Genomic DNA, 22,424 nt, shown 5'->3' on the forward strand with positions numbered 1-22,424 from the left:
CAACCGTGCGTGATAACAAAAAAGGAGATTATCATGGGAATTAAGAAATACGGCCCATATACACCGTCCAGAAGAAATATGACAGGTTCTGATTTCTCAGAGATCACAAAGTCAACTCCTGAGAAGAGCCTTCTTGTTTCTAAGAATTCAAAGGCTGGACGTAACAACCAGGGTAAAATTACTGTAAGACATCGCGGTGGCGGTGGAAGAAGAAAATACAGAATCATCGACTTCAAGCGTTATAAAGATGAGTGCACAGCAAAGGTTATCGGTATCGAGTACGATCCTAACAGAACTGCAAACATCGCACTGCTTGAGTATGAGGATGGCACAAAGGCTTACATCCTTGCTCCTCAGGGACTTAAGGATGGCATGACAATCATGAATGGTCCTGCAGCCGAGGTTCGTATTGGTAACTGCCTCCCTCTTGCAAACATTCCTGTCGGTGAAAGCGTACACAACATCGAGCTTTATCCCGGTAGAGGTGGTCAGCTTGTTCGTTCAGCTGGTAACTCTGCTCAGCTCATGGCTAAAGAAGGTAAGTATGCAACACTTCGTCTTCCTTCAGGCGAGATGAGACTTGTTCCGATCGAGTGTCGTGCAACAATCGGTACAGTTGGTAACATTGATCATAACCTTATCAACATCGGTAAAGCTGGTCGTAAGCGTCACATGGGCATCCGTCCTACAGTTCGTGGATCAGTTATGAACCCGAATGATCACCCGCACGGTGGTGGTGAAGGTAGAGCACCTATCGGTCGTTCTGGCCCTAGCACACCTTGGGGTAAGCCTGCTCTTGGTTACAAGACACGTAAGAAGAAAAAGGCTTCTAACAAGATGATCATTAGAAGAAGAGATGGTAAGGCAATCAAGTAATTGGTGCCTGATTGATAGAAAAGGAGAATGACAATGTCTAGATCACTTAAAAAGGGACCTTTCGCAGATGCTAGTCTGCTTAAGAAGATCGATGCAATGAATGCAGAGAATCAGAAGCAAATCGTTAAGACATGGTCCCGTCGTTCCACGATTTTCCCTTCCTTCGTTGGACACACAATCGCTGTTCATGACGGAAGAAAGCATATTCCGGTATATGTAACGGAAGATATGGTTGGTCACAAGCTTGGTGAGTTCGTTCCTACAAGAACCTACAGAGGTCACGCAGGTGCCGAGAAGAAGGGCGGAGTTCGCTAAGTCCGTGTGACTTGGTTCAACATTGAAAGGAGGCAAATCTATGGCAACAGCACATAGATCTCAAGTAAAGAGAGAGAGAAATGCTCAGAAGGATTCAAGACCTTCAGCAAAATTATCTTACGCAAGAATCCCTGTTCAGAAGGCATGCTTCGTAATGGATGCCATCAGGGGTAAAGACGTTGAGACAGCACTTGCTATCCTGGAGTACAATCCGAGATACGCTTCCAGCGTTATTTATAAGTTACTTAATTCTGCAATCGCAAATGCTGAGAACAACAACGGCATGAACAGAGCAAATCTGTACATTGCAGAGTGCAATGCAAGCAATGGCCCGATTATGAAGAGAATTCAGCCTAGAGCTCAGGGTAGAGCTTACAGAATTCAGAAGAGATTAAGCCATTTGACTGTAATTCTGGATGAGAGATAAGAAAGGAGAAAGTAAGTTCAATGGGACAGAAAGTTAATCCTCATGGCCTCAGAGTCGGCATCATTGCAGATTGGGATTCCAAATGGTACGCAGAGAACAATGAGTTCGCAGACAACCTTGTTGAAGATTACAAGATCAGAAAGTTTCTGAAGAAGAAGCTTTACGCAGCTGGTATCTCCAAGATCGAGATCGAGAGAGCATCCGATCGCGTTAAGGTTATCGTTTACACAGCTAAGCCCGGTTTCGTTATCGGTAAGGGTGGTGCTGAGATCGAAGTTACAAAGAAAGAGCTTTCAAAGCTTACAGACAAGAAGGTTCTTGTTGATATTAAAGAAATCAAGAAGCCCGATAAGGACGCTCAGCTTGTTGCAGAGAATATCGCACAGCAGCTTGAGAACCGTGTATCCTTCCGTCGTGCTATGAAGTCTTGCATGAGCAGAACAATGAAGACAGATGCACAGGGTATCAAGGCATGCTGCAGCGGACGTCTTGGTGGTGCTGATATCGCTCGTAGCGAGTTCTACAGCGAGGGCACAATCCCGCTTCAGACACTTAGAGCAGATATTGATTATGGATTTGCTGAGGCAGATACAACCTATGGTAAGGTTGGTGTTAAGGTATGGATCTATAAGGGTGAAGTACTTCCCACCAAAGCATCCGAGAATTCAGATAAGGAAGGGAGCGATAAATAATGTTAATGCCGAAGAGAGTAAAGCATCGTAAGCAGTTCCGCGGTTCTATGGCTGGTAAGGCTACACGCGGCAACACAATTGCATACGGTGAGTATGGAATAGTAGCGCTTGAGCCCTGCTGGATTCGTTCAAATCAGATCGAGGCAGCCCGTGTCGCTATGACTCGTTTCATCAAGCGTGGTGGTCAGGTTTGGATCAAGATTTTCCCTGACAAGCCTGTTACAGCAAAGCCTGCTGAAACTCGTATGGGTTCCGGTAAGGGTTCTGTAGATTACTGGGTAGCAGTTGTTAAGCCTGGACGTGTAATGTTTGAAATCGGCGGAGTCGATGAAGAAGTTGCAAGAGAAGCACTTCGTCTTGCAACACACAAACTTCCTTGCAAGTGCAAGATCGTTTCAAAGGCTGATTTGGAAGGCGGTGCATCCAATGAAAACTAATAAGTATGTAGAAGAGCTGAAAGCTAAGTCTGCTGAGGAACTCAGCCAGGAGCTTGTATCAGCTAAAAAGGAACTTTTTAATCTGAGATTCCAGAATGCAACTAACCAGCTGGATAACACAGCAAGAATTAAAGAGGTTAGAAAGAATATTGCTAGAATTCAGACTGTGATCACTCAGAACGCAGCACAGTAATGGAATCCTGAAAGGAGTATATCGTGGAAAGAAATTTAAGAAAAACGCGTGTTGGTAAAGTAACAAGCGATAAGATGGATAAGACCATCGTTGTTTCCATCGAAGATCATGTAAAGCATCCTCTTTACAAGAAGATCGTAAAAAGAACCTATAAGCTGAAGGCTCATGATGAGAACAATGAGTGCCGTATAGGTGATACAGTCAAGGTTATGGAAACAAGACCGATCTCTAAAGATAAGAGATGGAGACTGGTTCAGATTATTGAGCGTGCTAAGTAATTAGCTGATAGTTGATTATAAAGGAGAAATAACATGATTCAGCAGGAAAGCAGACTTAGAGTTGCTGATAACACTGGTGCAAAAGAGCTTTTGACAATTCGTGTTATGGGCGGTTCTACAAGAAGATATGCGAGAATCGGCGATGTAGTTGTTGCTTCGGTCAAAGAAGCAACACCAGGCGGCGTTGTAAAGAAGGGTGATGTTGTTAAGGCAGTTGTAGTACGTACTGTTAAAGAGACTCGCCGTAAGGATGGTTCTTACATCCGTTTCGATGAGAACGCTGCAGTTATCATCAACGATGAAGGTAACCCGAAGGGAACTCGTATTTTTGGACCCGTTGCAAGAGAGCTTCGTGACAAGAAGTACATGAAGATTCTTTCTCTCGCTCCGGAAGTATTATAAGGAGGCACCGAATGTCTACAAGTAAGATTAAGAAGGGCGATACCGTTAAGGTTATCGCTGGTAAGAGCAAAGATAAAGAAGGCAAGGTACTCTCCGTTGACACAAAGAATGGTAAGGTAGTAGTTGAGGGTGCTAACATGATCACAAAGCACACAAAGCCCTCTGCATCTAACCCCAACGGTGGTATCATTCAGCAGGAAGCTCCCATGGACATCTCCAACGTTATGTATGTTCATAAGGGAAAGGCAACACGTGTTGGTTTCAAGGTTGAGGACGGCAAGAAGGTCCGCATCGCTAAATCAACTGGTGATGTCATTGACTGATAAGGAAAGGAGGTAAGGAGCTTTGAGTAGATATAAGGATTTATATAAAGACGAGATCGTGAGCGCTATGACAAAGAAGTTCGGTTACAAGAATGTTATGGAAGTTCCGAAGCTCGACAAGATCGTAATCAATATGGCTGTAGGAGAAGCTAAGGAGAACGCTAAGGTTCTTGAGAACGCTGCAAACGATATGCAGATCATCTCCGGTCAGAAGCCTGTTTATACAAAGGCAAAGAAGTCCATCGCTAACTTCAAGATAAGAGAGGGTATGCCGATCGGATGTAAAGTAACTCTTCGTGGTGAGAAGATGTACGAGTTCATGGATCGCCTCGTTAACCTTGCACTTCCTCGTGTCCGCGACTTCCGTGGTGTTAACCCGAACGCATTCGATGGCAGAGGAAACTATGCTCTTGGTATCAAAGAGCAGCTCATCTTCCCTGAGATCGAGTACGATAAGGTAGACAAGACAAGAGGTATGGATATCATCTTCACAACAACTGCCAAGACTGATGAAGAGGCTCGTGAGCTTTTAACACTCTTCAACATGCCTTTCGCTAAGTAATTAAGGAGGAATCGAACACATGGCTAAATTATCCATGAAGGTAAAGCAGCAGATGAAACCCAAGTTTTCAACACGTGCATACAACCGTTGCAGAATTTGCGGTCGTCCTCATGCTTATCTTAGAAAATACGGAATCTGCAGAATTTGTTTCCGTGAGTTAGCTTACAAGGGTGAGATCCCGGGTGTACGTAAGGCTAGTTGGTAATTTATTAAAACATTGCGGCTTCGTGTCTCTGTGCATGCAGGCACAGTAAGGCGGAGCAATAATAGAAAATTAAGGAGGCTTTTTCAAAATGGCAATGAATGATCCTATTGCAGATATGCTTACAAGAATTCGTAATGCAAACACTGCAAAGCACGATACAGTTGACGTTCCTTCTTCAAAGATGAAGCTTGCTATCGCAAACATTCTTCTTGACGAAGGTTATATTAAGAAACTTGATGTTGTTGAAGAGAATGGTTTCAAGAACCTTCACATCACACTTAAGTACGGTGCTGACAGAAACGATAAAGTTATCACCGGTTTGAAGAGAATTTCCAAGCCTGGTCTTCGTGTATACGCAGGTAGAGATGAGCTCCCGAGAGTACTTGGTGGCCTCGGAATCGCTATCATTTCTACAAACCAGGGTGTTGTAACTGATAAAAAAGCAAGAGAGCTTCAGGTTGGTGGTGAAGTTCTTGCATTTGTATGGTAAATTGGAGGTACGGGCATGTCACGAATTGGAAAAATGCCAATCGCAATTCCTGCTGGCGTAACAGTAGAAGTTGCAGAAAATAATAAGGTGACTGTTAAGGGTCCTAAGGGCACTCTTGAGAGAGTTTTCCCTGCAGAGATGCAGTTCGAGCAGAAAGACGGTCAGATCGAAGTTAAGAGACCTGACGATCAGAAGAAGACCAGAGCGCTTCACGGACTTTCAAGAAGTCTTCTGAATAACATGGTTGTTGGTGTTACAGATGGCTATGAGAAGAAGCTTGAAGTTAATGGTGTAGGTTATAGAGCAGCCAAGACTGGTAAGAAACTCACCTTAACCCTTGGTTATTCACATCCGGTTGAGCTCGATGATCCTGAAGGAATCGAGACAGTCGTTGAAGGTAATGCAATTATCGTCAAGGGAATAGATAAAGAAAAGGTTGGCCAGCATGCAGCAATCATCAGAGAGAAGAGAGCTCCTGAGCCGTATAAGGGCAAGGGAATCAAGTACGCTGATGAAGTTATCCGCCGCAAGGTTGGTAAGACCGGTAAGAAGTAAGAGATAAGGAGAGTAAAAAATGGTTAGTAAAGAATCCAGACAGAAGAGTCGCGAAAAGAAGCATCTGAGAATTCGCAATCGTTTTAGCGGCACTGCTGAAAGACCGCGCCTTGCAGTTTTCAGAAGTAATAATCATATGTATGCTCAGGTTATCGATGATGTTGCCGGTAAGACACTCGTTTCTGCTTCCACACTTGAGAAGGACATTAAGTCAGCTCTTAAGGTTACAGATAATGTTGAGGCCGCTGCATACGTTGGTGATGTTGTTGCTAAGAGAGCAATGGAGAAAGGTATCAAGGCTGTTGTTTTCGACAGAGGCGGTTACATCTACCATGGTAAGGTAGCAGCACTGGCTGAGGCAGCCAGAAAAGCAGGCTTAGAATTCTAAGGAAGGGAGAAAGATAATGAAGCGTACAATCGTTGATGCAAGTCAGCTTGAATTAACAGATAAAGTCGTTACCATCAAGCGAGTTACAAAGGTTGTTAAGGGTGGACGTAACATGAAGTTCACCGCACTCGTTGTTGTAGGTGACGGAAACGGTCATGTAGGTGTAGGCCTTGGTAAGTCCACTGAAATTCCGGATGCTATCCGTAAGGGTAAGGAGGACGCAACTAAGAACCTCATCACAGTTCCGCTTGATGAGAACAACAGTATTACACATGATTTCGTTGGTAAGTTCGGTTCCGCTGAGGTTCTTCTTAAGAGATCCCCGGAAGGTACAGGTATCATCGCTGGTGGTCCTGCTCGTTCAGTATGTGAGCTTGCTGGAATCAAGAACATTCGTACAAAGTCACTTGGTTCTAACAACAAGCAGAACGTAGTTTATGCAACCATCAATGGTCTTGCAAACCTTAAGACACCGGAAGAAGTTGCTAAGAAGCGTGGTAAGTCTGTAGACGAAGTAATCGCTTAATAGTAAGCAACATCTAGTAAAGGAGAAAATCAATGGCAGCTAATAAAGAAAGTGGAAAGAAGCTTAAAATCACATTGGTTAAGTCCACTATTGGTGCTGTTCCGAAGCAGGTTGCTACGGTAAAATCAATGGGATTTAAGAAGCTTAACAGCAGTGTTGAACTGCCGGATAACTCTGCAACCAGAGGTCAGATCCAGCAGATCAGACACCTTGTTAAGGTTGAAGAACTGAACTAATAAAGGAGGAAAGTCATGGAATTATCTAATTTGAGACCTGCCGAGGGTTCTGTTCAGAATGACAATTTCAGAAGAGGCCGCGGTCATGGCTCAGGAAATGGCAAGACTGCAGGTAAGGGACACAAAGGACAGAAGGCTCGTTCAGGTGCTCCCAGACCGGGATTTGAAGGTGGACAGATGCCTCTGTTCCGTCGTCTTCCTAAGAGGGGATTTAAGAACATTAACTCTAAGAAGATCGAAGCTATTAATGTAAGTTCACTTGAGTGCTTTGATAACGACAGCGTCGTTGACATTCAGGCACTTAAGGATAAGGGCATCATCAAGCACGAGTATGATGGTGTTAAGATACTTGGAAACGGTGAATTTACCAAAAAGCTTACGGTTAAGGTAAATGCATATAGTGCATCTGCTAAGGAGAAAATCGAAGCTCTTGGGGGAACGGCAGAGGTGATTTGATGTTCACAACCATTAAGAATGCATTCAAAATCAAAGATATACGATTAAAGTTACTGTTCACATTTGCAATGCTTTTGGTGATCAGACTTGGCTCAGCAATACCCGTGCCTGGAATGAACGTAACAGTCTTCCAGCAGTGGTTTGCTGAATTATCCGAAAACAATGCCTTTGGTTTTATGGATCGATTTACAGGTGGATCATTTGAGAATATGTCAATTTTGGCACTCAATATTACACCTTATATCACATCTTCCATTATTATCCAGCTTCTCACGATTGCTATTCCTAAGTTTGAGGAATGGCAGCGTGATGGCGAGGATGGAAGAAAGAAGCTTGCAGCACTCACTCGTTACATTACTGTAGCACTTGCTCTTATCGAGTCAGTAGCTATGGCAATCGGCTTCTACAGAAGTAACTTCCTTATTGAGAAGTCACCTCTGTATGTAGTTGAGATCGTTGCAGCGCTTACCGCCGGCAGTGCATTCCTTATGTGGATCGGTGAGCGCATCACAGATAATGGTGTAGGAAATGGTATTTCAATAGTCCTGACTATCAACATTATCTCAAGGATGCCTTCCGATTTGATGAGCCTGTTCACACAGTTTGTTACAGGCAAAAATATTGCCAGGGGGGTTGTATCCGTAATCATCATTGTTGCTGTTATAGTTGCAATGGTCGTTCTCGTTGTTCTTCTTAACGGCGCTGAGCGTAGAATTCCGGTACAGTATGCAAAAAAGATTCAGGGGAGAAAAACCTACGGCGGAAACCACTCAGAAATTCCGCTTAAGGTTAATACCGCAGGTGTAATGCCTATTATCTTTGCGATGTCCCTCTTCCAGTTCCCTATCATTATCAGTCAGCTCGTTGGCTATAAGGGAACAGGAGCGTGGAGCGAGATCCTTAAGTACTTGAATCAAAGCTATTGGTGTGATCCTTCCAATTTGAAGTATTCAATTGGACTTGTTGTATATGTTTTACTGCTTATATTCTTTGCATATTTCTATACATCGATCACATTTAATCCGCTTGAAATTGCGGACAATATGAAAAAGCAGGGTGGATTTATTCCTGGTATTCGTCCTGGAAAGCCCACCAGTGATTATTTAACAAACATTCTGAACTACATCATTTTCATTGGTGCAGTTGGACTTACCATTATCGGTGTCCTTCCTATCTTCTTTAATGGTGTGTTCGGAGCAAACGTATCCTTCGGTGGTACGAGCCTTATCATTGTTGTAAGTGTTATTCTTGAAACGGTGAAACAGATTGAATCACAGATGTTGGTACGTAATTATAAAGGTTTTTTAGATGATTAAAAAATGAGAGGTTTCGGAGCATACTATAAGTATGCTTCCTAACCTCTTATTGCTTACAATTAGTAAAATAACAGGAGCGAAACAAGTATGAAGATTATTATGTTAGGTGCACCCGGTGCGGGTAAAGGAACACAGGCTAAGATGATCGCTGACAAGTACAGTGTTCCTCACATTTCTACAGGGGATATTTTCAGAGCAAATATCAAAAACGGTACAGAGCTTGGTAAGAAGGCAAAGGAGTTCATGGATAAGGGACAGCTTGTTCCGGATGAACTTACTGTTGAGATCCTTCTTGACAGAGTTGCTCAGGATGATTGCAAGAACGGATATGTTCTTGATGGATTCCCGAGAACAATTCCTCAGGCAGACGTACTTGATAAGGAACTTACAAAACTTGGCGACAAGGTTGATTATGCTATAAACGTTGATGTTCCGGATGAGAACATCATCAGAAGAATGTCTGGAAGAAGAGCATGCCTTAAGTGTGGTGCTACATACCACATCGAGCATATCCCTCCGAAGCAGGAAGGTATCTGCGATACATGTGGCAGTGAGCTTGTTCAGAGAGATGACGATAAGCCGGAGACAGTTAAGAACCGTCTTAGCGTATATCATGAGCAGACACAGCCCCTCATCGACTACTATACAAAGAAGAACATTCTTAAGACAGTTGATGGCACTAAGGACATGCAGGAAGTATTTAATGAAATTACAGGTATTCTCGGTTAATTTGCGAGGTCTTAAGTAATGCCGGTAACAATTAAAACGGACGAAGAATTGAACCTCATGAGACATGCCGGGCAGCTCCTGGCACAGGTACATGAAGTTCTGCATGATGCGCTCAGACCGGGTATCTCCACACTTGAGCTTGATGCTATCGGTGAAGAGGCAATTCGCAGTCGTGGTGGTATACCAAACTGCAAAAATTATGAAGGCTATCCGGCTTCAGTATGTATTTCCGTGAATGACGAGGTCGTTCACGGAATACCTAAAGCCGAGACCATATTAAAGGAAGGAGACATTGTTTCCTTCGATACAGGTCTTATATATAAAGGATATCATTCAGATGCTGCAAGAACCTGGGGAGTAGGTAATGTATCTCCCGAAGTTCAAAAGCTTATGGAAGTTACACAGCAAAGCTTTTTTGAAGGCATAAAATACGCAAAGGCCGGGAATCATCTTTACGATATATCAAAGGCTATAGATAAGTATATTAAGCCCTTCGGATATGGAATAGTAAGGGAGCTGACAGGTCACGGTATCGGCACATCCCTTCACGAGGAACCATATATTCCGAATTATAGGCAGTTCAGAAGAGGAATCCTGTTACAGCCGGGTATGACGCTCTGTGTAGAGCCTATGATCACATTGGGTAAAAGGAAAATTGCTTTCCTTGATGATGACTGGACCGTAGTTACTTTGGACGGTTCACCAGCAGCCCATTATGAGAATACAATAGCAATAACTCCGGACGGAGAACCTGAGATACTGACAATCATAAAATGAACGATGTAAATGTAATATAGAAGTGAGGTTAATTTAAATGTCTAAAGCAGATGTAATTGAAATTGAAGGAAAAGTTGTTGAGAAGCTTCCGAACACAATGTTCAGAGTTGAACTTGAGAACGGACATATAGTACTTGCCCACATCAGTGGAAAACTCAGACAGAACTTTATTCGTATTCTTCCCGGAGATAAGGTAACACTTGAGCTTTCACCTTATGATCTTACAAAAGGAAGAATTATCTGGCGTGATAAGTAATCACCAAAAAACTACTTGTAATTCATATTTATATATGTTATTATTGAATGCGGTCGTTTTTGAAGGGTACAAGTATGCCCTTTTGTACGCATATACCAGAAAGGAGTTACAAATGAAAGTTAGGTCTTCTGTTAAGCCTATGTGCGAAAAGTGCAAGGTTATTAAGAGAAAAGGCGTTATTCGTGTAATTTGCGAAAACCCTAAGCACAAACAGAGACAGGGCTGATTCGAGTCATTTTGACATTACTTTTTGATACCAAGCGTATTGGAAAGATCGGACCAAGCTACTGTCCGATTGGGCTCAGTAATTTGCCCCAATCAAACAAGTAACATATTAAGTTTAAATTTTTTTTATTAAATGGAGGAATTAAAAAAATGGCTCGTATTGCAGGTGTAGACTTACCCAGAGATAAGCGAGTTGAGATTGGTCTCACATACATCTATGGTATTGGTAGAACAAGCTCAAACAAAATACTTGCTGCTGCAAATGTAAATCCCGATACACGTGTTCGTGATCTTACAGATGATGAAGTAAAGAAGATTGCCGAGATTATCGGTAATGATTATGACGTAGAAGGTGATCTTAGAAGAGAGATCGCTATGAACATCAAGCGTCTTTCAGAGATCGGATGCTACAGAGGAATCCGTCACAGAAGAGGACTTCCTGTTCGTGGTCAGAGAACAAAGACCAACGCTAGAACAAGAAAAGGTCCCAAGAGAACAATCGCTAATAAGAAGAAGTAATTCTCTTATTATACAGTAACTAAGAATTATTCATAGGAAGAAAGTAGGTTAGTTTAAAATGGCAAATCAGAAATCAAATGCTTCTAAAACTAAGAAGCGTGTCAAGAAAAACGTTGAACACGGACAGGCACATATTCAGTCATCTTTCAATAACACAATCGTTACATTGACAGATGCTGCAGGTAATGCTCTTAGCTGGGCAAGTGCTGGTGGTCTTGGCTTTAAAGGTTCAAGGAAATCTACTCCATATGCTGCACAGATGGCTGCAGAGACAGCAACAAAGGCTGCACTTATTCACGGCCTTAAGACTGTTGATGTCTTTGTAAAGGGACCGGGTTCAGGAAGAGAAGCTGCTATCAGAGCTCTTGCTGCAAGTGGTCTTACTGTTACCAGTATTACGGATGTAACTCCCGTACCTCATAACGGATGCCGCCCGCCCAAGCGCCGCAGAGTATAATCCTATTTTGCTTTTCATCAGAGCCTGCGTTTTTACGTCTGGCTCTGTTGAAATATATAGATACTATTAACTTTTACTCGTTGGAAGAAGGCACATTTGATATACCGTGCTGTAAACAACAGTCAGGATTTTCCTGAACAAGAAAGGAGCCAATAATGGCAGTAAACAGAGTTCCAGTACTTAAGAGATGCAGATCACTTGATTTGGATCCTACATTCCTTGGATATGACAAGAAGTCCAAGAGAACAAACAGCAGAGCAAACAAGAAGATGAGCGAGTATGGACTTCAGCTCCGTGAGAAGCAGAAGGCTAAGTTCATCTATGGCGTTCTTGAGAAGCCTTTCCGTAACTACTACGATAAGGCAGATCGTCAGAAGGGTCAGACTGGTGAAAACCTCATGGTTCTTCTTGAGCGCAGACTTGATAACGTAATTTTCCGTATGGGCTTTGCAAGAACAAGAAGAGAAGCTAGACAGGTTGTTCTTCACAAGTTCATCACAGTAAATGGTAAGGTTGTAAACGTTCCTTCATATCTCATCAAGGCTGGTGATGTTATTGAAGTTAAGGAAGCTGCTAGAAGCATCCAGAGATTCAAGGATATCGCAGAGATCACAGCAGGCAGAATCGTTCCTGAGTGGCTTGATGTAAACAAGGATAACCTTAGTGGTACAGTAAAAGAATTCCCTTCAAGAGAAGTAATCGACGTTCCTGTAGACGAGATGCTTATCGTCGAGTTGTATTCTAAGTAATATAAAATAATACGGAGCCGGGCTTTAGTCCTAAAGCTTCGGTTCTGGATTATTTAAATTTAGAAACACCATAAAACCATAAGGAGGGTATGTCAGTGTTTGATTTTGAAAGACCAAATATTGAAGTTGCTGAGATTTCAGAGGATAGGAAGTACGGCAGATTCGTAGTAGAGCCTCTCGAGAGAGGTTACGGAATTACTCTTGGTAATTCTCTTAGAAGAATTATGCTTTCTTCTTTGCCTGGAGCAGCAGTAAGTCAGGTCAAAATCGAAGGTGTACTTCATGAGTTCAGTTCTATTCCCGGAGTAAAGGAAGATGTTACTGAAATCATAATGAATATCAAGAATCTCTCAATCCGCAATAATTCTGAGACAAACGAGCCTAAGACAGCATACATCGAGTTTACTGGCGAAGGCGTTGTTACAGCTGCTGATATTCAGGTAGATCAGGATATCGAGATCACAAACCCTGAGCAGGTTATCGCAACATTGTCCGGAAAAGATGCTAAGCTTTACATGGAGCTTACCATCACAAAGGGTAGAGGATATGTAAGCTCAGACAAGAATAAGCTTGCTGATCTTCCTATCGGCGTTATTGCTGTAGATTCTATCTATACACCTGTAGAACGTGTAAATGTCAGTGTTGAAAATACACGTGTAGGTCAGGTAACTGACTATGATAAGCTGACACTTGATGTTCACACTAACGGAACACTTGCTCCCGATGAGGCTGTAAGCCTTGCTGCAAAGGTTCTTAGTGAGCATCTTAGCCTCTTCATCGATCTGTCTGAGAATGCCAAGACTGCAGAAGTTATGGTAGAGAAGGACAATGATGAGAAGGAGAAAGTTCTTGAGATGAGCATCGACGAGCTCGAGCTCAGCGTTCGTTCTTTCAACTGCCTCAAGAGAGCTGGCATCAATACTGTTGAGGAGCTTACAAACAAGACTCCCGATGATATGATGAAGGTTCGTAACCTTGGACGTAAGTCCCTTGAGGAAGTGCTTGCAAAGCTTGATGAGCTTGGTCTTGCACTCAGAACTGGCGACGATCAGAACTAATGAAATGTAAGTATTCGCTGAAGGTAAATCCAATGTGTACTGACGCGGATTCTCATAGGTAAACATACAACATATCGGAAGTAAAACCAAAGAGTATTCTGATATGCACCACAGCAGAAGGAATTCTGCGACTGAGAAAGGAAGTAAATTATTATGGCAATGTACAGAAAATTAGGCAAGGCAACAAAGCCTAGAAGAGCTCTTCTTAGAAACCAGGCAACAATGCTCCTTTACAACGGAAAGATCGTTACAACCGAGGCTAGAGCTAAGGAAGTAAAGAAGATCGTTGAGCCTATCATCGCTCTTGCAGCTAAGGAAATGGACAACTACGAGACAGTTACTGTTGAGGCTAAGGTTGCTCGTAAGGACAAGGACGGCAAGCGCGTTAAGGAAGTTAAGGATGGCAAAAAGGTAACAGTTTATGATACTGTTCAGAAGGAGATCAAAAAGGATAAGCCTTCACGTATGCACGCTAGAAGACAGATCCTCAAGACTCTTTATCCTGTAACTGAGGTTCCGAAGGCAGCAGCTGGAAGAAAGAAGAACACAAAGCAGATCGACCTTGTTGAGAAGCTTTTCACAGAGTATGGTCCTAAGTACGCAAGCCGTAACGGTGGTTACACAAGAATCGTTAAGATCGGTCAGCGTAAGGGCGATGCAGCTATGATGGTTGTTCTTGAGCTCGTTTAATTCGAACATTACTTATAATAAAGAGCGGTCAGTGATGACCGCTCTTTTTATGTAAATTTTTATTGATCAGCATCAGATACATTTCCTTCGGAAACAGCGATATCAGAATCAGCATCATTGCTATTATCGCTTCCTCCATAAGCGATTTCAGGGTGCTTCTGGGCATATTCTGCAAGGGTTTCGTTTCCACTGAGTGACCGTGCCAAAACTGCGCATACAACAATGGCAGCGATCAGTATAAGTGCTGGCTTAATATATTGTTCAAACATGTGTATATCATAGCATATATGCGCTTGTTTTTCACAACTCCATATAATAAAATAGATAGGATGTACAGCGATAGGTTATAGCTGCATTCGCTAAATAGTACACTATTTAATTGGTATGACATTTTATATTGTGAGGTAACATGAGTTCAGAGAAGATGCTCCGCACGGAGAACCTTACATTTGAATATATAAGACGTGACGAGGAAGGTAATGTCGAAGGCATAACTACTGCTGTAGATGGAGTAAACCTTGAAGTCAATCAGGGCGAATTTATTTCCATCCTTGGTCATAACGGTTCAGGTAAATCAACATTGGCCAAGCATTTCAATGCTTTGCTGTTCCCGACAGAAGGTACAGTCTGGGTTGATGGCCTGAATACATTGGAAAACAAGAACATCTGGGACATCAGACAGGATGCCGGAATGGTTTTCCAGAATCCGGACAATCAGATCATAGGTCAGATTGTTGAGGAGGATGTGGGATTTGGCCCTGAGAACATGGGAATCCCCACGGAAGAGATATGGGAGAGAGTTGAGGAGAGCCTCAAGGCTGTAGGAATGTACGAGTACAGGAAAAACTCTCCAAACCACCTTTCAGGAGGACAGAAGCAGAGAGTATCAATCGCCGGCGTTATTGCGATGCACCCTAAATGCATCATCTTCGATGAGCCGACAGCCATGCTCGATCCTAACGGTCGTAAAGAAGTCATCCGAGCAGCCCGTGCACTTAATGAGGTTGAGGGAATAACCATTATTCTTATCACTCATTACATGGAAGAGGTTATCTATTCAGACAAGGTCTTTGTAATGGATAAAGGGCATGTTACCATGCAGGGTACGCCAAGAGAGATCTTTTCGCAGGTGGACAAATTAAAGGAGCTTCGTCTGGGAGTTCCGCAGGTGACATTACTTGCACATGAGCTTCAGAAGCGAGGACTCAACATTCCTGATGGAATACTTGATAGAAAAGAACTGATAAATGCGTTGAAGAAAGCAACCGGTACAAAATGGCAATAATACTTGATCATGTAAATTACATATATAATCCTGATACAGCCATGTCCAAGGCCGCTCTTAAGGATATCTCACTGCAGATACCTGACGGGCAGTTTATAGGGCTGATCGGGCATACAGGCTCCGGAAAATCGACGCTGGTTCAGCACCTTAACGGACTGATGAAGCCTACTTCCGGCTCCGTCTATTTCAATGGAAAAGACATAAACGATGAAGAGTATAACAGGAAGGAACTGAGAGCCAAGGTTGGACTGGTGTTCCAGTACCCTGAGCATCAGCTTTTTGAGATAAACTGTTTCCAGGACGTATGCTTTGGACCTAAGAATCTGGGACTTCCGCAGAAGGAAGTGGAGCTTAGAGCTTATGATGCATTAAAAAAGGTCGGTTTTCCTGATGAATCTTTTTATCAGTCGCCCTTTGACCTCTCCGGAGGACAAAAGCGAAGGGTAGCGATAGCCGGAGTTCTGGCAATGAAACCTGACGTACTGATACTTGATGAGCCCACAGCGGGTCTTGACCCCAAGGGAAGGGACGAAATACTGAACCTGATAGCAGATCTTCATGAAAATATGGGAATAACCGTCATACTGGTTTCTCATAGTATGGAGGATGTGGCCAATTATGTGGAAAGAATAATCGTTATGAATAAGGGCGAAGCACTATATGATGGCGAGCCTAAGGAAGTCTTTTCACATTACAAGGAGCTTGAAGAGATAGGACTTGCGGCTCCCCAGGTTACATACGTTATGCAGGAGCTCAGGGATGCAGGTATCCCTGTGGCTACGGATGCGACGACAATTGACGAAGCAGCCGATGAAATAATGAGAGTGTTAGGAGCATGAGCTGAATGCTTAGAGATATAACACTGGGACAATATTATCAGACGGATTCAACACTACACAGACTTGATCCGAGAGTGAAAATAGTTGCAACACTGGTTTATATTGTATCCCTGTTTGTAGTAGACAACTTTATAGGATATATTATTGCAGCGGCTTTTCTGGCTACTGCGATAGTGCTGTCCAAGGTGCCCGTAAAATTCATTTTTAAGGGCATGAGAGCCATTTATATGCTTTTGGTTATAACTATGGTGTTCAACCTATTTTTGACGCCTGGAGAGCCTCTGGTTTCATTTTGGAAGCTGAAAATAACCAAGGAAGGTTTGAAGATAGCGATCATGATGGGAGTAAGACTGGTTTTCCTAATTACAGGATCATCCCTCATGACACTGACAACAACACCGAACCAGCTTACGGATGGCCTTGAAAGCCTCATGAAGCCCCTTAAAAAGCTTCATGTTCCGGTACATGAGATATCTATGATGATGTCCATAGCCCTTAGATTCATCCCGATTCTAATGGAAGAGACAGATAAAATAATGAAGGCGCAGATGGCCAGAGGTGCTGACTTTGAGAGCGGTTCACTGGTTCAGAGAGCAAAGAGCCTGATTCCGCTTCTCGTACCGCTTTTCATATCTGCATTCAGACGTGCGAATGACCTGGCAATGGCCATGGAAGCGAGATGCTACCGCGGCGGCGAGGGCAGAACCAAGATGAAGCCCCTCATTTATCATGGCACCGATTTTGCCGCATATCTGGTGATTTTACTGTATTTGTGCCTGATGATAGCTATAGGCATCATTTTTTGAAAATGACCTTTTGAATTTTCGTGAGGAATAGGAATTAAGTTGAAAAACATTATGCTGACAGTTGCCTATGATGGAGCAAACTATCATGGATTTGCTTTTCAGGAGAACACGGCAACGATCGAAGGAGTTCTAAAAACAGCAATAGACGGACTGACCGGCGAAGATACCGAGATAATCGGCGCCAGTAGGACAGATGCGGGCGTGCATGCTTATGGGAATGTGGTCGTTTTTAGCACCGAGTCCACTATACCCCCTGCAAGCTTTGCACCGGCCCTTAATAACAGACTTCCCGAAGATGTCAGGATAATGGAGTCCAGGGAAGTACCCCTGGGATTCCACCCAAGAAAGTGCCTGTCTGAAAAGACCTACGAATACCGCATTTTAAATGTAAAGACGATGATCCCGACCAAGAGGCTGTACGCATGCCATAACAGCTATCCTCTTGATGAAAGCAGGATGAATGAGGCTGCCAAGTACCTGGTGGGTGAATATGATTTTACAAGCTTTTGTGCAGCGGGTTCACAGGCTCTTAGCCATGTCAGAAGGATAATATCCGCAGAGGTGACAAGACAGGGCGATGAGATAACCATAAAAATAGTTGGCAACGGCTTTTTATATAACATGGTGAGGATAATTGCAGGGACTCTGATGGAAATCGGCCGAGGAAAAGGCGAGCCCTCTGACATGAAAACTATGATCGAAGCCATGGACAGATCCGCCGCAGGACCAACAGCTCCCCCACAGGGACTTTTCCTTATAAAATATGAGTTCCCGGAGGATTTATAAAATTTTTCTAACTTCAGTAATTTTGTGCCTTTTTGGGTAGATTTGAGGTTGACAAATTGAAAGAAATGAGCATATAATATATGACTGTGTGACGATAATCGCCAAGTAATCCCGGTAAGTTATGAGGCGTGCATCTATATATACAAGCGAATGGATCAGGTGAAGGGTTCATCGCACCAGAGATTTATACTGTTAACTGGTTATGGAGGTAATTAGAATGAACACATATATGCCTAATGCTTCTTCTGTAGAGAAGAAATGGTATGTTGTAGACGCAACAGATATGACACTCGGTCGTCTTGCTTCTAACGTAGCTAACGTACTTAGAGGAAAGAACAAGCCGATTTATACACCCAACATTGATACAGGTGATTATGTAATCGTTATCAATGCTGATAAGATTAAAGTTTCAGGTAAGAAGATGGACCAGAAGATGTACTGGCACCACACAGATTACGTTGGACACCATAAGGAGTTCACACTTCGTCAGATGATGGAGTCACACCCTGAGCGTGTTATCGAGCATGCTGTTAAGGGAATGCTTCCCAAGGGTTCTCTTGGAAGACAGATGTACACAAAGCTTCACGTATACGCAGGTCCTGAGCACGAGCACGCAGCTCAGAAGCCTGAAGTACTTACATTCTAATCTGAAAGGAGAATTTGAAAATGGCTAAAGCAGCAAGTTTCTATGGCACAGGTAGAAGAAAGAAGTCTATCGCCAGAGTTTATCTTACACCCGGTAAGGGCAATATCACTATCAACAAGAGAAGCATCGACGAGTATCTTGGTCTTGAGACACTTAAGGTTATCGTTCGTCAGCCTCTTGTTCTTACAGAGACACTTGATAAGTTCGATGTAAACGTAACTGTTCGCGGTGGCGGCACAACAGGTCAGGCTGGTGCAATCCGTCACGGAATCTCAAGAGCACTTCTTCAGGCTGACTCAGATGAGTACAGACCTGCACTCAAGAAGGCTGGATTCCTTACACGTGATCCTAGAATGAAGGAGAGAAAGAAGTACGGTCTCAAAAAGGCTCGTCGCGCTCCTCAGTTCTCAAAGAGATAATCTTTCGAGATTCAAAAAGAATTTACAAACCTCAGAAACTCAGTGTTTCTGGGGTTTTTCTTTTATCTATAATTGCATTCAGTTGTGGTGAAACGCAGAAAATTTTGTTCCGTAAACAGCAGGTAGGAAAACTTGTATCCGGAGCTTTCAAGAAGTTTAAGGAATGGTGGGATAGAACTAAAAAGCCTGAAGTTACTGAAAAGGCTAGAACAATCATCCTGGAACAGCTTAGAGAAGCTAAGGTTAGAGCTGATCAGCACAACGAACAGCAAGTTCCAAAACCACACAGAACAGATCTTGGGATGGAGAGATAAAGCTTTATAAGACATAAAGCAGGGGCGTGAAAATGCCCTTGTTTTCTGCACATAAGAGTTGAGATGGCATTATCTGTGAAGTATAATCAGTATATTGCTGAAAATTTAGTTTGCGTTGTACAGGGGGCAATTTATGTTTAGGGAGATTGATGATAGCTTTATACAGCTTATAGCTATGACCCCGGAAATGTATCATAGCTATTTTAAAGAATATGAGAATGATCCGGATCTTTGGCTAGATAAAATGAAATATACGCCTTATGAATATTCTGAAGAAAAGGTAAATAAGTATATCCAGCGTCAAAAGAATCTTAATCGAAGAACACTTGCTATAATGTGCGGAGGAGAGATTGTTGGTGAAGTAATTATAAAGAATATTGAAGAACACAAATGTGCCACCTTGGGTATATGCTTGAAGAATGCTAAGTATAAAGACCAAGGCATAGGGACACAGGCAGAACGACTTGCGGTTCGATATGTTTTTAAAGAGTTGGATATACCAGTGCTGTATGCTGATTCAATACAGCCTAATACAAGAAGCCAACATGTTTTGGAAAAGGTTGGCTTTAAATATGTGAATGAAGATGCTGACTTTAAGTATTATCGGATAGATCGGGGAGATTCAGAATGACACATTATATGAATTTATGGGATGATTCTTTTCGGGCAATTAATGAAGGCTGGAAAACAGTCGAGATGCGTTTGAATGATGAGAAAAGATCTGTCATAAACGTTGGCGATGTCATTGATTTTACAAATACAACGACTCAAGAGAAAATGTCCTGTAAGGTTACAAATATATATAAGTATTCAAACTTCGTCGAACTATATGAGAATCATGACAAAGTTTCCATTGGATATAGAGAACATGAAAGTGCGAATCCGGACGATATGCTCATGTATTACACAAAAGAGCAGATTGAAAGGTACGGAGTAATGGGAATTGAATTGGATAGATTGAATAAAGAGAGATGATGAGGTTTTAAGGCAATAAATGATAATTAAAGTTGACGAGAAAAACATTCTACAGGCTGCTACGATACATTCTGTTTCCTGGCAGGAATCGCATAAATCTTTTTGCTCAGAGGAGTTTATTAAAATACACACACCTGAACGTCAGAAACAGTATCTTCAAAAAGAAAATGGATGCTGGGAGTGAAGTATATATGCTAGTAGAGCAAAAACCAATAGCTATTGTATCCATTACAGGAGATATAATTGAGGACCTTTATGTTGTGCCGGATAAACAAAATAATGGCTATGGGACTATGCTACTAGAGTTTGCTATAGGTAGATGTAAAAGCAATCCGAGACTATGGATATTAGAAAATAATAAAGGGGCGGAGAGACTTTATCGCAAGATGGGCTTTGTAGAAACGGGCAGAGTAAATTCTGTAGATAAAGGATTAGATGAGATAGAGTTTTTTATTCCTTTAACAATACGCTAGGGTTGAAAAATAAGTAAAACATGTTATACTATGCTTAACAGAGTTGCCAGGTGCGAATAACACTTGGGACCAAGCCGAGCGTCGAGCTTGGCTTTTTTACTTTATGGAGATTATATGGATTTAAAGAAACCTTACACATTAGATGAGCAGATAAAGAAGCTAAGAGATCATGGTGTAGTTATAGCGGATGAAGCATTTGCAAGAAATGCGCTTCAGAAGGTTAGCTATTATAGATTGTCTGGTTATATGCTGCAATACAGAATTTCTACAGATAGTCATGAAATGATAAAAGGAGTCCGCTTTGAGGATATATATAAGATATACTGTTTTGATGAAGAAATAAGAGCTTTACTTCGACAGTATATTGAGAAAGCAGAGTTTTTCTATAAGAATCTGATCGGCAATAAGTTTGCGGAGCTTAAGTGCCAGACATCACCTTATGATCAGCACTATGATGTAAATAATTATTATGATAAAGCCGGAATTACAAAGACATTACAAAACTTCAGCAAAGAGAAGGCGTATTATAAGGACAGTGCTATTGTGAAGCACCATTTCAATAAATATGCGGACAAGATGCCGGTATGGGTAATGATGGAGTTGATGACATATTCAAGCGTTTCATTGTTCTATCACGCTTTGTATTTGTCGGACAAAAATGTTATAGCAACGCAAGTCGGCATAAGCACATCAACGTTGGAGAACCATTTACATGCGTTATCTGTAATCAGGAATAAGTGCTCCCATGGCGTGAGGCTTTATAACTCCTCAATCAATCCTCCGGTAAGATTTAATAAGAGCTTTTTGAGAAATAATCCATCAATCAGAAATGATTCCTTATTTGCATATGTTTTGATGCTGATAAAGAGATTACCTTCAGATGATGAAAGAAAAAATTTCCGTGATAAGCTTAATCGCATAGTAAAAAAATATGAAGCAGATATAGACTTAAATCTTATTGGCTTTCCTAAAAACTATAGGGAGTTGATGTATATAAAGAATCTGAAGAATATTACTTAGAATTGCCACAGTTGTATACAGTAGTCCTGAGCTTTCTACCGTACACAACAGGTAAACAGCAACTTGATGAAGAAATGCCTCAAATACGGCATTTTCACTTCATTAATAGTTCTCAAAGAGATAATCGATCTGCAGTTGCAGATTTCAGAAGACTCGGTACATTTGTACCGGGTCTTTTTTGTATGCCGAAAGCCTTCAAAATATTCTAATCTTAATAGGAATTATTTAAGACCTGAGAGATGAATAACTGATAGTGCAATAGGCAGGGGCGTGAAAACGCCCTTGTTTTATACACATAATATTGAACAGGATGGTAGTATATAGGTATAATTATAAACAGTTGCTACAAAGAAAAAATTTAAGTGTTTTTGAATAGATTAACTTTCAGCAGTGCGCCCAGCTAAGGGTGTTTAATCAAGCAGGTGGGAATCCTGCTTTGCAAAGGTCTAACCAATCAGCAAATAGCGAGTCTTGCGTAGCAGTCGGTAACGGCTGGTGCGAAGCGTAGACAGCGAGTTAGCAGGGATGAAATGCTATTGAGCCTCGAAAAGATAAAGTATCCGTTCGGTCGACGGTTTTGCTGACCCGGAAGACAACATCGTAGATCACGTTATTGGTGAGCGATATACGACACGGCGGGGTCATAGGGCCATTCATGTTAAACATTATGATTAAACGTCAACTGGGGAGAGCCTGCAGTTTCTCGTATAAGAGTATGATATAC

39 protein-coding genes are annotated in these 22,424 nt (G+C 42.2%); 38 read left to right on the top strand and 1 reads right to left on the bottom strand.

Annotation, left to right across the window (positions count from 1 at the left end; translation table 11 throughout):
- The first annotated feature begins 33 nt into the window (after positions 1-33).
- The 27 genes from rplB to G601_RS0108005 all read left to right on the top strand — a co-directional run bounded on the left by rplB (position 34) and on the right by G601_RS0108005 (position 14,137).
- A complete protein-coding gene (gene rplB, locus G601_RS0107875) occupies positions 34-876 on the top strand; it encodes a 50S ribosomal protein L2 (protein WP_026493606.1) in 843 nt (280 codons plus the stop codon).
- A gap of 33 nt (positions 877-909) precedes the next feature.
- Complete coding sequence (rpsS, locus tag G601_RS0107880; protein ID WP_022761335.1) at positions 910-1,191, top strand: 30S ribosomal protein S19; 282 nt, start codon at positions 910-912, stop codon at positions 1,189-1,191.
- 40 nt (positions 1,192-1,231) lie between these two features.
- A complete protein-coding gene (gene rplV, locus G601_RS22435) occupies positions 1,232-1,618 on the top strand; it encodes a 50S ribosomal protein L22 (RefSeq protein WP_035772712.1) in 387 nt (128 codons plus the stop codon).
- 20 nt (positions 1,619-1,638) lie between these two features.
- A complete protein-coding gene (gene rpsC / locus G601_RS0107890) occupies positions 1,639-2,310 on the top strand; it encodes a 30S ribosomal protein S3 (protein WP_022761333.1) in 672 nt (223 codons plus the stop codon).
- Positions 2,310-2,747, top strand: a complete 438-nt coding sequence (gene rplP / locus G601_RS0107895) for a 50S ribosomal protein L16 (RefSeq protein ID WP_022761332.1) — start codon at positions 2,310-2,312, stop codon at positions 2,745-2,747. The genes rpsC and rplP overlap by 1 nt, the downstream gene beginning before the upstream one ends.
- Positions 2,737-2,940, top strand: coding sequence for a 50S ribosomal protein L29 (rpmC, locus tag G601_RS0107900; RefSeq protein WP_026493608.1), 204 nt, complete (start codon positions 2,737-2,739; stop codon positions 2,938-2,940). The genes rplP and rpmC overlap by 11 nt, the downstream gene beginning before the upstream one ends.
- Positions 2,941-2,963: 23 nt before the next feature.
- The gene (rpsQ, locus tag G601_RS0107905) at positions 2,964-3,218 is read left to right on the top strand and encodes a 30S ribosomal protein S17 (RefSeq protein WP_026493609.1); all 255 of its coding nucleotides are present in this window, start codon (positions 2,964-2,966) and stop codon (positions 3,216-3,218) included.
- Between the two features lie 33 nt (positions 3,219-3,251).
- Positions 3,252-3,620, top strand: a complete 369-nt coding sequence (gene rplN, locus G601_RS0107910; protein WP_026493610.1) for a 50S ribosomal protein L14 — start codon at positions 3,252-3,254, stop codon at positions 3,618-3,620.
- 11 nt (positions 3,621-3,631) lie between these two features.
- Positions 3,632-3,943: a 50S ribosomal protein L24 gene (rplX, locus tag G601_RS0107915; RefSeq protein ID WP_026493611.1), complete on the top strand. Its 312-nt coding sequence runs from the start codon at positions 3,632-3,634 to the stop codon at positions 3,941-3,943.
- A 22-nt stretch (positions 3,944-3,965) separates the two neighbouring features.
- The gene (rplE, locus tag G601_RS0107920; RefSeq protein ID WP_022761327.1) at positions 3,966-4,505 is read left to right on the top strand and encodes a 50S ribosomal protein L5; all 540 of its coding nucleotides are present in this window, start codon (positions 3,966-3,968) and stop codon (positions 4,503-4,505) included.
- 19 nt (positions 4,506-4,524) lie between these two features.
- Positions 4,525-4,710: a type Z 30S ribosomal protein S14 gene (locus G601_RS0107925; protein WP_022761326.1), complete on the top strand. Its 186-nt coding sequence runs from the start codon at positions 4,525-4,527 to the stop codon at positions 4,708-4,710.
- Positions 4,711-4,798: 88 nt separating this feature from the next.
- Positions 4,799-5,200: a 30S ribosomal protein S8 gene (gene rpsH, locus G601_RS0107930; RefSeq protein WP_026493612.1), complete on the top strand. Its 402-nt coding sequence runs from the start codon at positions 4,799-4,801 to the stop codon at positions 5,198-5,200.
- A 15-nt stretch (positions 5,201-5,215) separates the two neighbouring features.
- Positions 5,216-5,755: a 50S ribosomal protein L6 gene (gene rplF, locus G601_RS0107935; RefSeq protein ID WP_026493613.1), complete on the top strand. Its 540-nt coding sequence runs from the start codon at positions 5,216-5,218 to the stop codon at positions 5,753-5,755.
- A 19-nt stretch (positions 5,756-5,774) separates the two neighbouring features.
- Entirely contained in the window at positions 5,775-6,143 is a 369-nt protein-coding gene (gene rplR / locus G601_RS0107940) for a 50S ribosomal protein L18 (protein ID WP_022761323.1), read from the top strand.
- A 16-nt stretch (positions 6,144-6,159) separates the two neighbouring features.
- The gene (gene rpsE, locus G601_RS0107945) at positions 6,160-6,669 is read left to right on the top strand and encodes a 30S ribosomal protein S5 (protein WP_026493614.1); all 510 of its coding nucleotides are present in this window, start codon (positions 6,160-6,162) and stop codon (positions 6,667-6,669) included.
- A gap of 32 nt (positions 6,670-6,701) precedes the next feature.
- A complete protein-coding gene (gene rpmD / locus G601_RS0107950) occupies positions 6,702-6,905 on the top strand; it encodes a 50S ribosomal protein L30 (protein ID WP_026493615.1) in 204 nt (67 codons plus the stop codon).
- Positions 6,906-6,920: 15 nt separating this feature from the next.
- The gene (gene rplO, locus G601_RS0107955) at positions 6,921-7,361 is read left to right on the top strand and encodes a 50S ribosomal protein L15 (protein WP_026493616.1); all 441 of its coding nucleotides are present in this window, start codon (positions 6,921-6,923) and stop codon (positions 7,359-7,361) included.
- On the top strand, positions 7,361-8,677 hold the full coding sequence (secY, locus tag G601_RS0107960) for a preprotein translocase subunit SecY (RefSeq protein ID WP_026493617.1): 1,317 nt from the start codon (positions 7,361-7,363) through the stop codon (positions 8,675-8,677). Before rplO ends, secY begins: the two co-directional genes overlap by 1 nt.
- 87 nt (positions 8,678-8,764) lie before the next feature.
- On the top strand, positions 8,765-9,406 hold the full coding sequence (locus G601_RS0107965; RefSeq protein ID WP_026493618.1) for an adenylate kinase: 642 nt from the start codon (positions 8,765-8,767) through the stop codon (positions 9,404-9,406).
- An 18-nt stretch (positions 9,407-9,424) separates the two neighbouring features.
- A complete protein-coding gene (gene map / locus G601_RS0107970; protein WP_026665029.1) occupies positions 9,425-10,183 on the top strand; it encodes a type I methionyl aminopeptidase in 759 nt (252 codons plus the stop codon).
- Positions 10,184-10,220: 37 nt separating this feature from the next.
- The gene (gene infA, locus G601_RS0107975) at positions 10,221-10,439 is read left to right on the top strand and encodes a translation initiation factor IF-1 (protein WP_022761316.1); all 219 of its coding nucleotides are present in this window, start codon (positions 10,221-10,223) and stop codon (positions 10,437-10,439) included.
- 112 nt (positions 10,440-10,551) lie between these two features.
- Entirely contained in the window at positions 10,552-10,665 is a 114-nt protein-coding gene (gene rpmJ, locus G601_RS0107980; protein WP_022754357.1) for a 50S ribosomal protein L36, read from the top strand.
- A gap of 149 nt (positions 10,666-10,814) precedes the next feature.
- Positions 10,815-11,183, top strand: coding sequence for a 30S ribosomal protein S13 (gene rpsM / locus G601_RS0107985; protein ID WP_022761315.1), 369 nt, complete (start codon positions 10,815-10,817; stop codon positions 11,181-11,183).
- Between the two features lie 58 nt (positions 11,184-11,241).
- Positions 11,242-11,640 (top strand): 30S ribosomal protein S11, encoded by a 399-nt coding sequence (gene rpsK, locus G601_RS0107990; RefSeq protein ID WP_026493620.1) that lies wholly within the window; start codon positions 11,242-11,244, stop codon positions 11,638-11,640.
- A gap of 155 nt (positions 11,641-11,795) precedes the next feature.
- The gene (rpsD, locus tag G601_RS0107995; RefSeq protein WP_026493621.1) at positions 11,796-12,389 is read left to right on the top strand and encodes a 30S ribosomal protein S4; all 594 of its coding nucleotides are present in this window, start codon (positions 11,796-11,798) and stop codon (positions 12,387-12,389) included.
- 95 nt (positions 12,390-12,484) lie between these two features.
- Positions 12,485-13,447 (top strand): DNA-directed RNA polymerase subunit alpha, encoded by a 963-nt coding sequence (locus tag G601_RS0108000; RefSeq protein ID WP_026493622.1) that lies wholly within the window; start codon positions 12,485-12,487, stop codon positions 13,445-13,447.
- 153 nt (positions 13,448-13,600) lie between these two features.
- The gene (locus tag G601_RS0108005; RefSeq protein ID WP_026493623.1) at positions 13,601-14,137 is read left to right on the top strand and encodes a bL17 family ribosomal protein; all 537 of its coding nucleotides are present in this window, start codon (positions 13,601-13,603) and stop codon (positions 14,135-14,137) included.
- 59 nt (positions 14,138-14,196) lie between these two features.
- Here G601_RS0108005 and G601_RS0108010 read toward each other — a convergent pair whose 3' ends face one another.
- Positions 14,197-14,406, bottom strand: a complete 210-nt coding sequence (locus tag G601_RS0108010; RefSeq protein WP_026665030.1) for a hypothetical protein — start codon at positions 14,404-14,406, stop codon at positions 14,197-14,199.
- A gap of 155 nt (positions 14,407-14,561) precedes the next feature.
- On the opposite strand from G601_RS0108010, the gene G601_RS0108015 reads away from it, so the two are divergent.
- The 11 genes from G601_RS0108015 to G601_RS0108070 all read left to right on the top strand — a co-directional run bounded on the left by G601_RS0108015 (position 14,562) and on the right by G601_RS0108070 (position 21,700).
- Positions 14,562-15,422 (top strand): energy-coupling factor transporter ATPase, encoded by an 861-nt coding sequence (locus G601_RS0108015; protein WP_026493625.1) that lies wholly within the window; start codon positions 14,562-14,564, stop codon positions 15,420-15,422.
- Complete coding sequence (locus G601_RS0108020) at positions 15,413-16,261, top strand: energy-coupling factor transporter ATPase (protein ID WP_026665031.1); 849 nt, start codon at positions 15,413-15,415, stop codon at positions 16,259-16,261. Before G601_RS0108015 ends, G601_RS0108020 begins: the two co-directional genes overlap by 10 nt.
- Before the next feature lie 5 nt (positions 16,262-16,266).
- On the top strand, positions 16,267-17,067 hold the full coding sequence (locus G601_RS0108025) for an energy-coupling factor transporter transmembrane component T family protein (protein WP_026493627.1): 801 nt from the start codon (positions 16,267-16,269) through the stop codon (positions 17,065-17,067).
- Between the two features lie 39 nt (positions 17,068-17,106).
- Positions 17,107-17,853, top strand: a complete 747-nt coding sequence (gene truA / locus G601_RS0108030) for a tRNA pseudouridine(38-40) synthase TruA (protein WP_026493628.1) — start codon at positions 17,107-17,109, stop codon at positions 17,851-17,853.
- Positions 17,854-18,070: 217 nt separating this feature from the next.
- A complete protein-coding gene (gene rplM / locus G601_RS0108035; protein ID WP_026493629.1) occupies positions 18,071-18,499 on the top strand; it encodes a 50S ribosomal protein L13 in 429 nt (142 codons plus the stop codon).
- Between the two features lie 20 nt (positions 18,500-18,519).
- Entirely contained in the window at positions 18,520-18,918 is a 399-nt protein-coding gene (gene rpsI, locus G601_RS0108040) for a 30S ribosomal protein S9 (protein ID WP_026493630.1), read from the top strand.
- 104 nt (positions 18,919-19,022) lie between these two features.
- The gene (locus G601_RS0108045; RefSeq protein ID WP_026665032.1) at positions 19,023-19,232 is read left to right on the top strand and encodes a hypothetical protein; all 210 of its coding nucleotides are present in this window, start codon (positions 19,023-19,025) and stop codon (positions 19,230-19,232) included.
- Positions 19,233-19,365: 133 nt separating this feature from the next.
- Entirely contained in the window at positions 19,366-19,863 is a 498-nt protein-coding gene (locus tag G601_RS22440; RefSeq protein WP_051205671.1) for a GNAT family N-acetyltransferase, read from the top strand.
- Complete coding sequence (locus G601_RS0108055) at positions 19,860-20,207, top strand: ASCH domain-containing protein (RefSeq protein ID WP_026665033.1); 348 nt, start codon at positions 19,860-19,862, stop codon at positions 20,205-20,207. The genes G601_RS22440 and G601_RS0108055 overlap by 4 nt, the downstream gene beginning before the upstream one ends.
- 167 nt (positions 20,208-20,374) lie before the next feature.
- Positions 20,375-20,680 (top strand): GNAT family N-acetyltransferase, encoded by a 306-nt coding sequence (locus G601_RS26435; RefSeq protein ID WP_330368820.1) that lies wholly within the window; start codon positions 20,375-20,377, stop codon positions 20,678-20,680.
- A 114-nt stretch (positions 20,681-20,794) separates the two neighbouring features.
- Positions 20,795-21,700, top strand: coding sequence for an Abi family protein (locus G601_RS0108070; protein ID WP_026665035.1), 906 nt, complete (start codon positions 20,795-20,797; stop codon positions 21,698-21,700).
- Positions 21,701-22,424: the final 724 nt, after the last annotated feature.

It is taken from the genome of Butyrivibrio sp. FC2001, assembly GCF_000424125.1.
In the GTDB taxonomy this organism is placed as follows: Bacteria; Bacillota; Clostridia; order Lachnospirales; family Lachnospiraceae; genus Butyrivibrio.

Bases quoted from the DNA above. Each gene is read 5' to 3' on its own strand.
- G601_RS0107925 (WP_022761326.1), top strand. From the start codon at position 4,525: ATGGCTAAATTATCCATGAAGGTAAAGCAGCAGATGAAACCCAAGTTT.
- rpsK (WP_026493620.1), top strand. From the start codon at position 11,242: ATGGCAAATCAGAAATCAAATGCTTCTAAAACTAAGAAGCGTGTCAAG.
- G601_RS0108055 (WP_026665033.1), top strand. From the start codon at position 19,860: ATGACACATTATATGAATTTATGGGATGATTCTTTTCGGGCAATTAAT.
- G601_RS26435 (WP_330368820.1), top strand. From the start codon at position 20,375: ATGGATGCTGGGAGTGAAGTATATATGCTAGTAGAGCAAAAACCAATA.
- rplR (WP_022761323.1), top strand. From the start codon at position 5,775: ATGGTTAGTAAAGAATCCAGACAGAAGAGTCGCGAAAAGAAGCATCTG.
- rplP (WP_022761332.1), top strand. From the start codon at position 2,310: ATGTTAATGCCGAAGAGAGTAAAGCATCGTAAGCAGTTCCGCGGTTCT.
- rpsC (WP_022761333.1), top strand. From the start codon at position 1,639: ATGGGACAGAAAGTTAATCCTCATGGCCTCAGAGTCGGCATCATTGCA.
- rplX (WP_026493611.1), top strand. From the start codon at position 3,632: ATGTCTACAAGTAAGATTAAGAAGGGCGATACCGTTAAGGTTATCGCT.
- G601_RS0108070 (WP_026665035.1), top strand. From the start codon at position 20,795: ATGGATTTAAAGAAACCTTACACATTAGATGAGCAGATAAAGAAGCTA.
- rpmD (WP_026493615.1), top strand. From the start codon at position 6,702: ATGGCAGCTAATAAAGAAAGTGGAAAGAAGCTTAAAATCACATTGGTT.
- infA (WP_022761316.1), top strand. From the start codon at position 10,221: ATGTCTAAAGCAGATGTAATTGAAATTGAAGGAAAAGTTGTTGAGAAG.
- rpsH (WP_026493612.1), top strand. From the start codon at position 4,799: ATGGCAATGAATGATCCTATTGCAGATATGCTTACAAGAATTCGTAAT.
- G601_RS0108005 (WP_026493623.1), top strand. From the start codon at position 13,601: ATGGCAATGTACAGAAAATTAGGCAAGGCAACAAAGCCTAGAAGAGCT.
- rpsD (WP_026493621.1), top strand. From the start codon at position 11,796: ATGGCAGTAAACAGAGTTCCAGTACTTAAGAGATGCAGATCACTTGAT.
- rpsE (WP_026493614.1), top strand. From the start codon at position 6,160: ATGAAGCGTACAATCGTTGATGCAAGTCAGCTTGAATTAACAGATAAA.
- G601_RS22440 (WP_051205671.1), top strand. From the start codon at position 19,366: ATGTTTAGGGAGATTGATGATAGCTTTATACAGCTTATAGCTATGACC.
- rplF (WP_026493613.1), top strand. From the start codon at position 5,216: ATGTCACGAATTGGAAAAATGCCAATCGCAATTCCTGCTGGCGTAACA.
- rplN (WP_026493610.1), top strand. From the start codon at position 3,252: ATGATTCAGCAGGAAAGCAGACTTAGAGTTGCTGATAACACTGGTGCA.
- rplB (WP_026493606.1), top strand. From the start codon at position 34: ATGGGAATTAAGAAATACGGCCCATATACACCGTCCAGAAGAAATATG.
- G601_RS0108020 (WP_026665031.1), top strand. From the start codon at position 15,413: ATGGCAATAATACTTGATCATGTAAATTACATATATAATCCTGATACA.
- rpsI (WP_026493630.1), top strand. From the start codon at position 18,520: ATGGCTAAAGCAGCAAGTTTCTATGGCACAGGTAGAAGAAAGAAGTCT.
- rpmC (WP_026493608.1), top strand. From the start codon at position 2,737: ATGAAAACTAATAAGTATGTAGAAGAGCTGAAAGCTAAGTCTGCTGAG.
- G601_RS0107965 (WP_026493618.1), top strand. From the start codon at position 8,765: ATGAAGATTATTATGTTAGGTGCACCCGGTGCGGGTAAAGGAACACAG.
- rplO (WP_026493616.1), top strand. From the start codon at position 6,921: ATGGAATTATCTAATTTGAGACCTGCCGAGGGTTCTGTTCAGAATGAC.
- rpmJ (WP_022754357.1), top strand. From the start codon at position 10,552: ATGAAAGTTAGGTCTTCTGTTAAGCCTATGTGCGAAAAGTGCAAGGTT.
- secY (WP_026493617.1), top strand. From the start codon at position 7,361: ATGTTCACAACCATTAAGAATGCATTCAAAATCAAAGATATACGATTA.
- rpsM (WP_022761315.1), top strand. From the start codon at position 10,815: ATGGCTCGTATTGCAGGTGTAGACTTACCCAGAGATAAGCGAGTTGAG.
- rplM (WP_026493629.1), top strand. From the start codon at position 18,071: ATGAACACATATATGCCTAATGCTTCTTCTGTAGAGAAGAAATGGTAT.
- G601_RS0108015 (WP_026493625.1), top strand. From the start codon at position 14,562: ATGCTCCGCACGGAGAACCTTACATTTGAATATATAAGACGTGACGAG.
- map (WP_026665029.1), top strand. From the start codon at position 9,425: ATGCCGGTAACAATTAAAACGGACGAAGAATTGAACCTCATGAGACAT.
- rplV (WP_035772712.1), top strand. From the start codon at position 1,232: ATGGCAACAGCACATAGATCTCAAGTAAAGAGAGAGAGAAATGCTCAG.
- G601_RS0108025 (WP_026493627.1), top strand. From the start codon at position 16,267: ATGCTTAGAGATATAACACTGGGACAATATTATCAGACGGATTCAACA.
- rpsS (WP_022761335.1), top strand. From the start codon at position 910: ATGTCTAGATCACTTAAAAAGGGACCTTTCGCAGATGCTAGTCTGCTT.
- G601_RS0108010 (WP_026665030.1), bottom strand. From the start codon at position 14,406: ATGTTTGAACAATATATTAAGCCAGCACTTATACTGATCGCTGCCATT.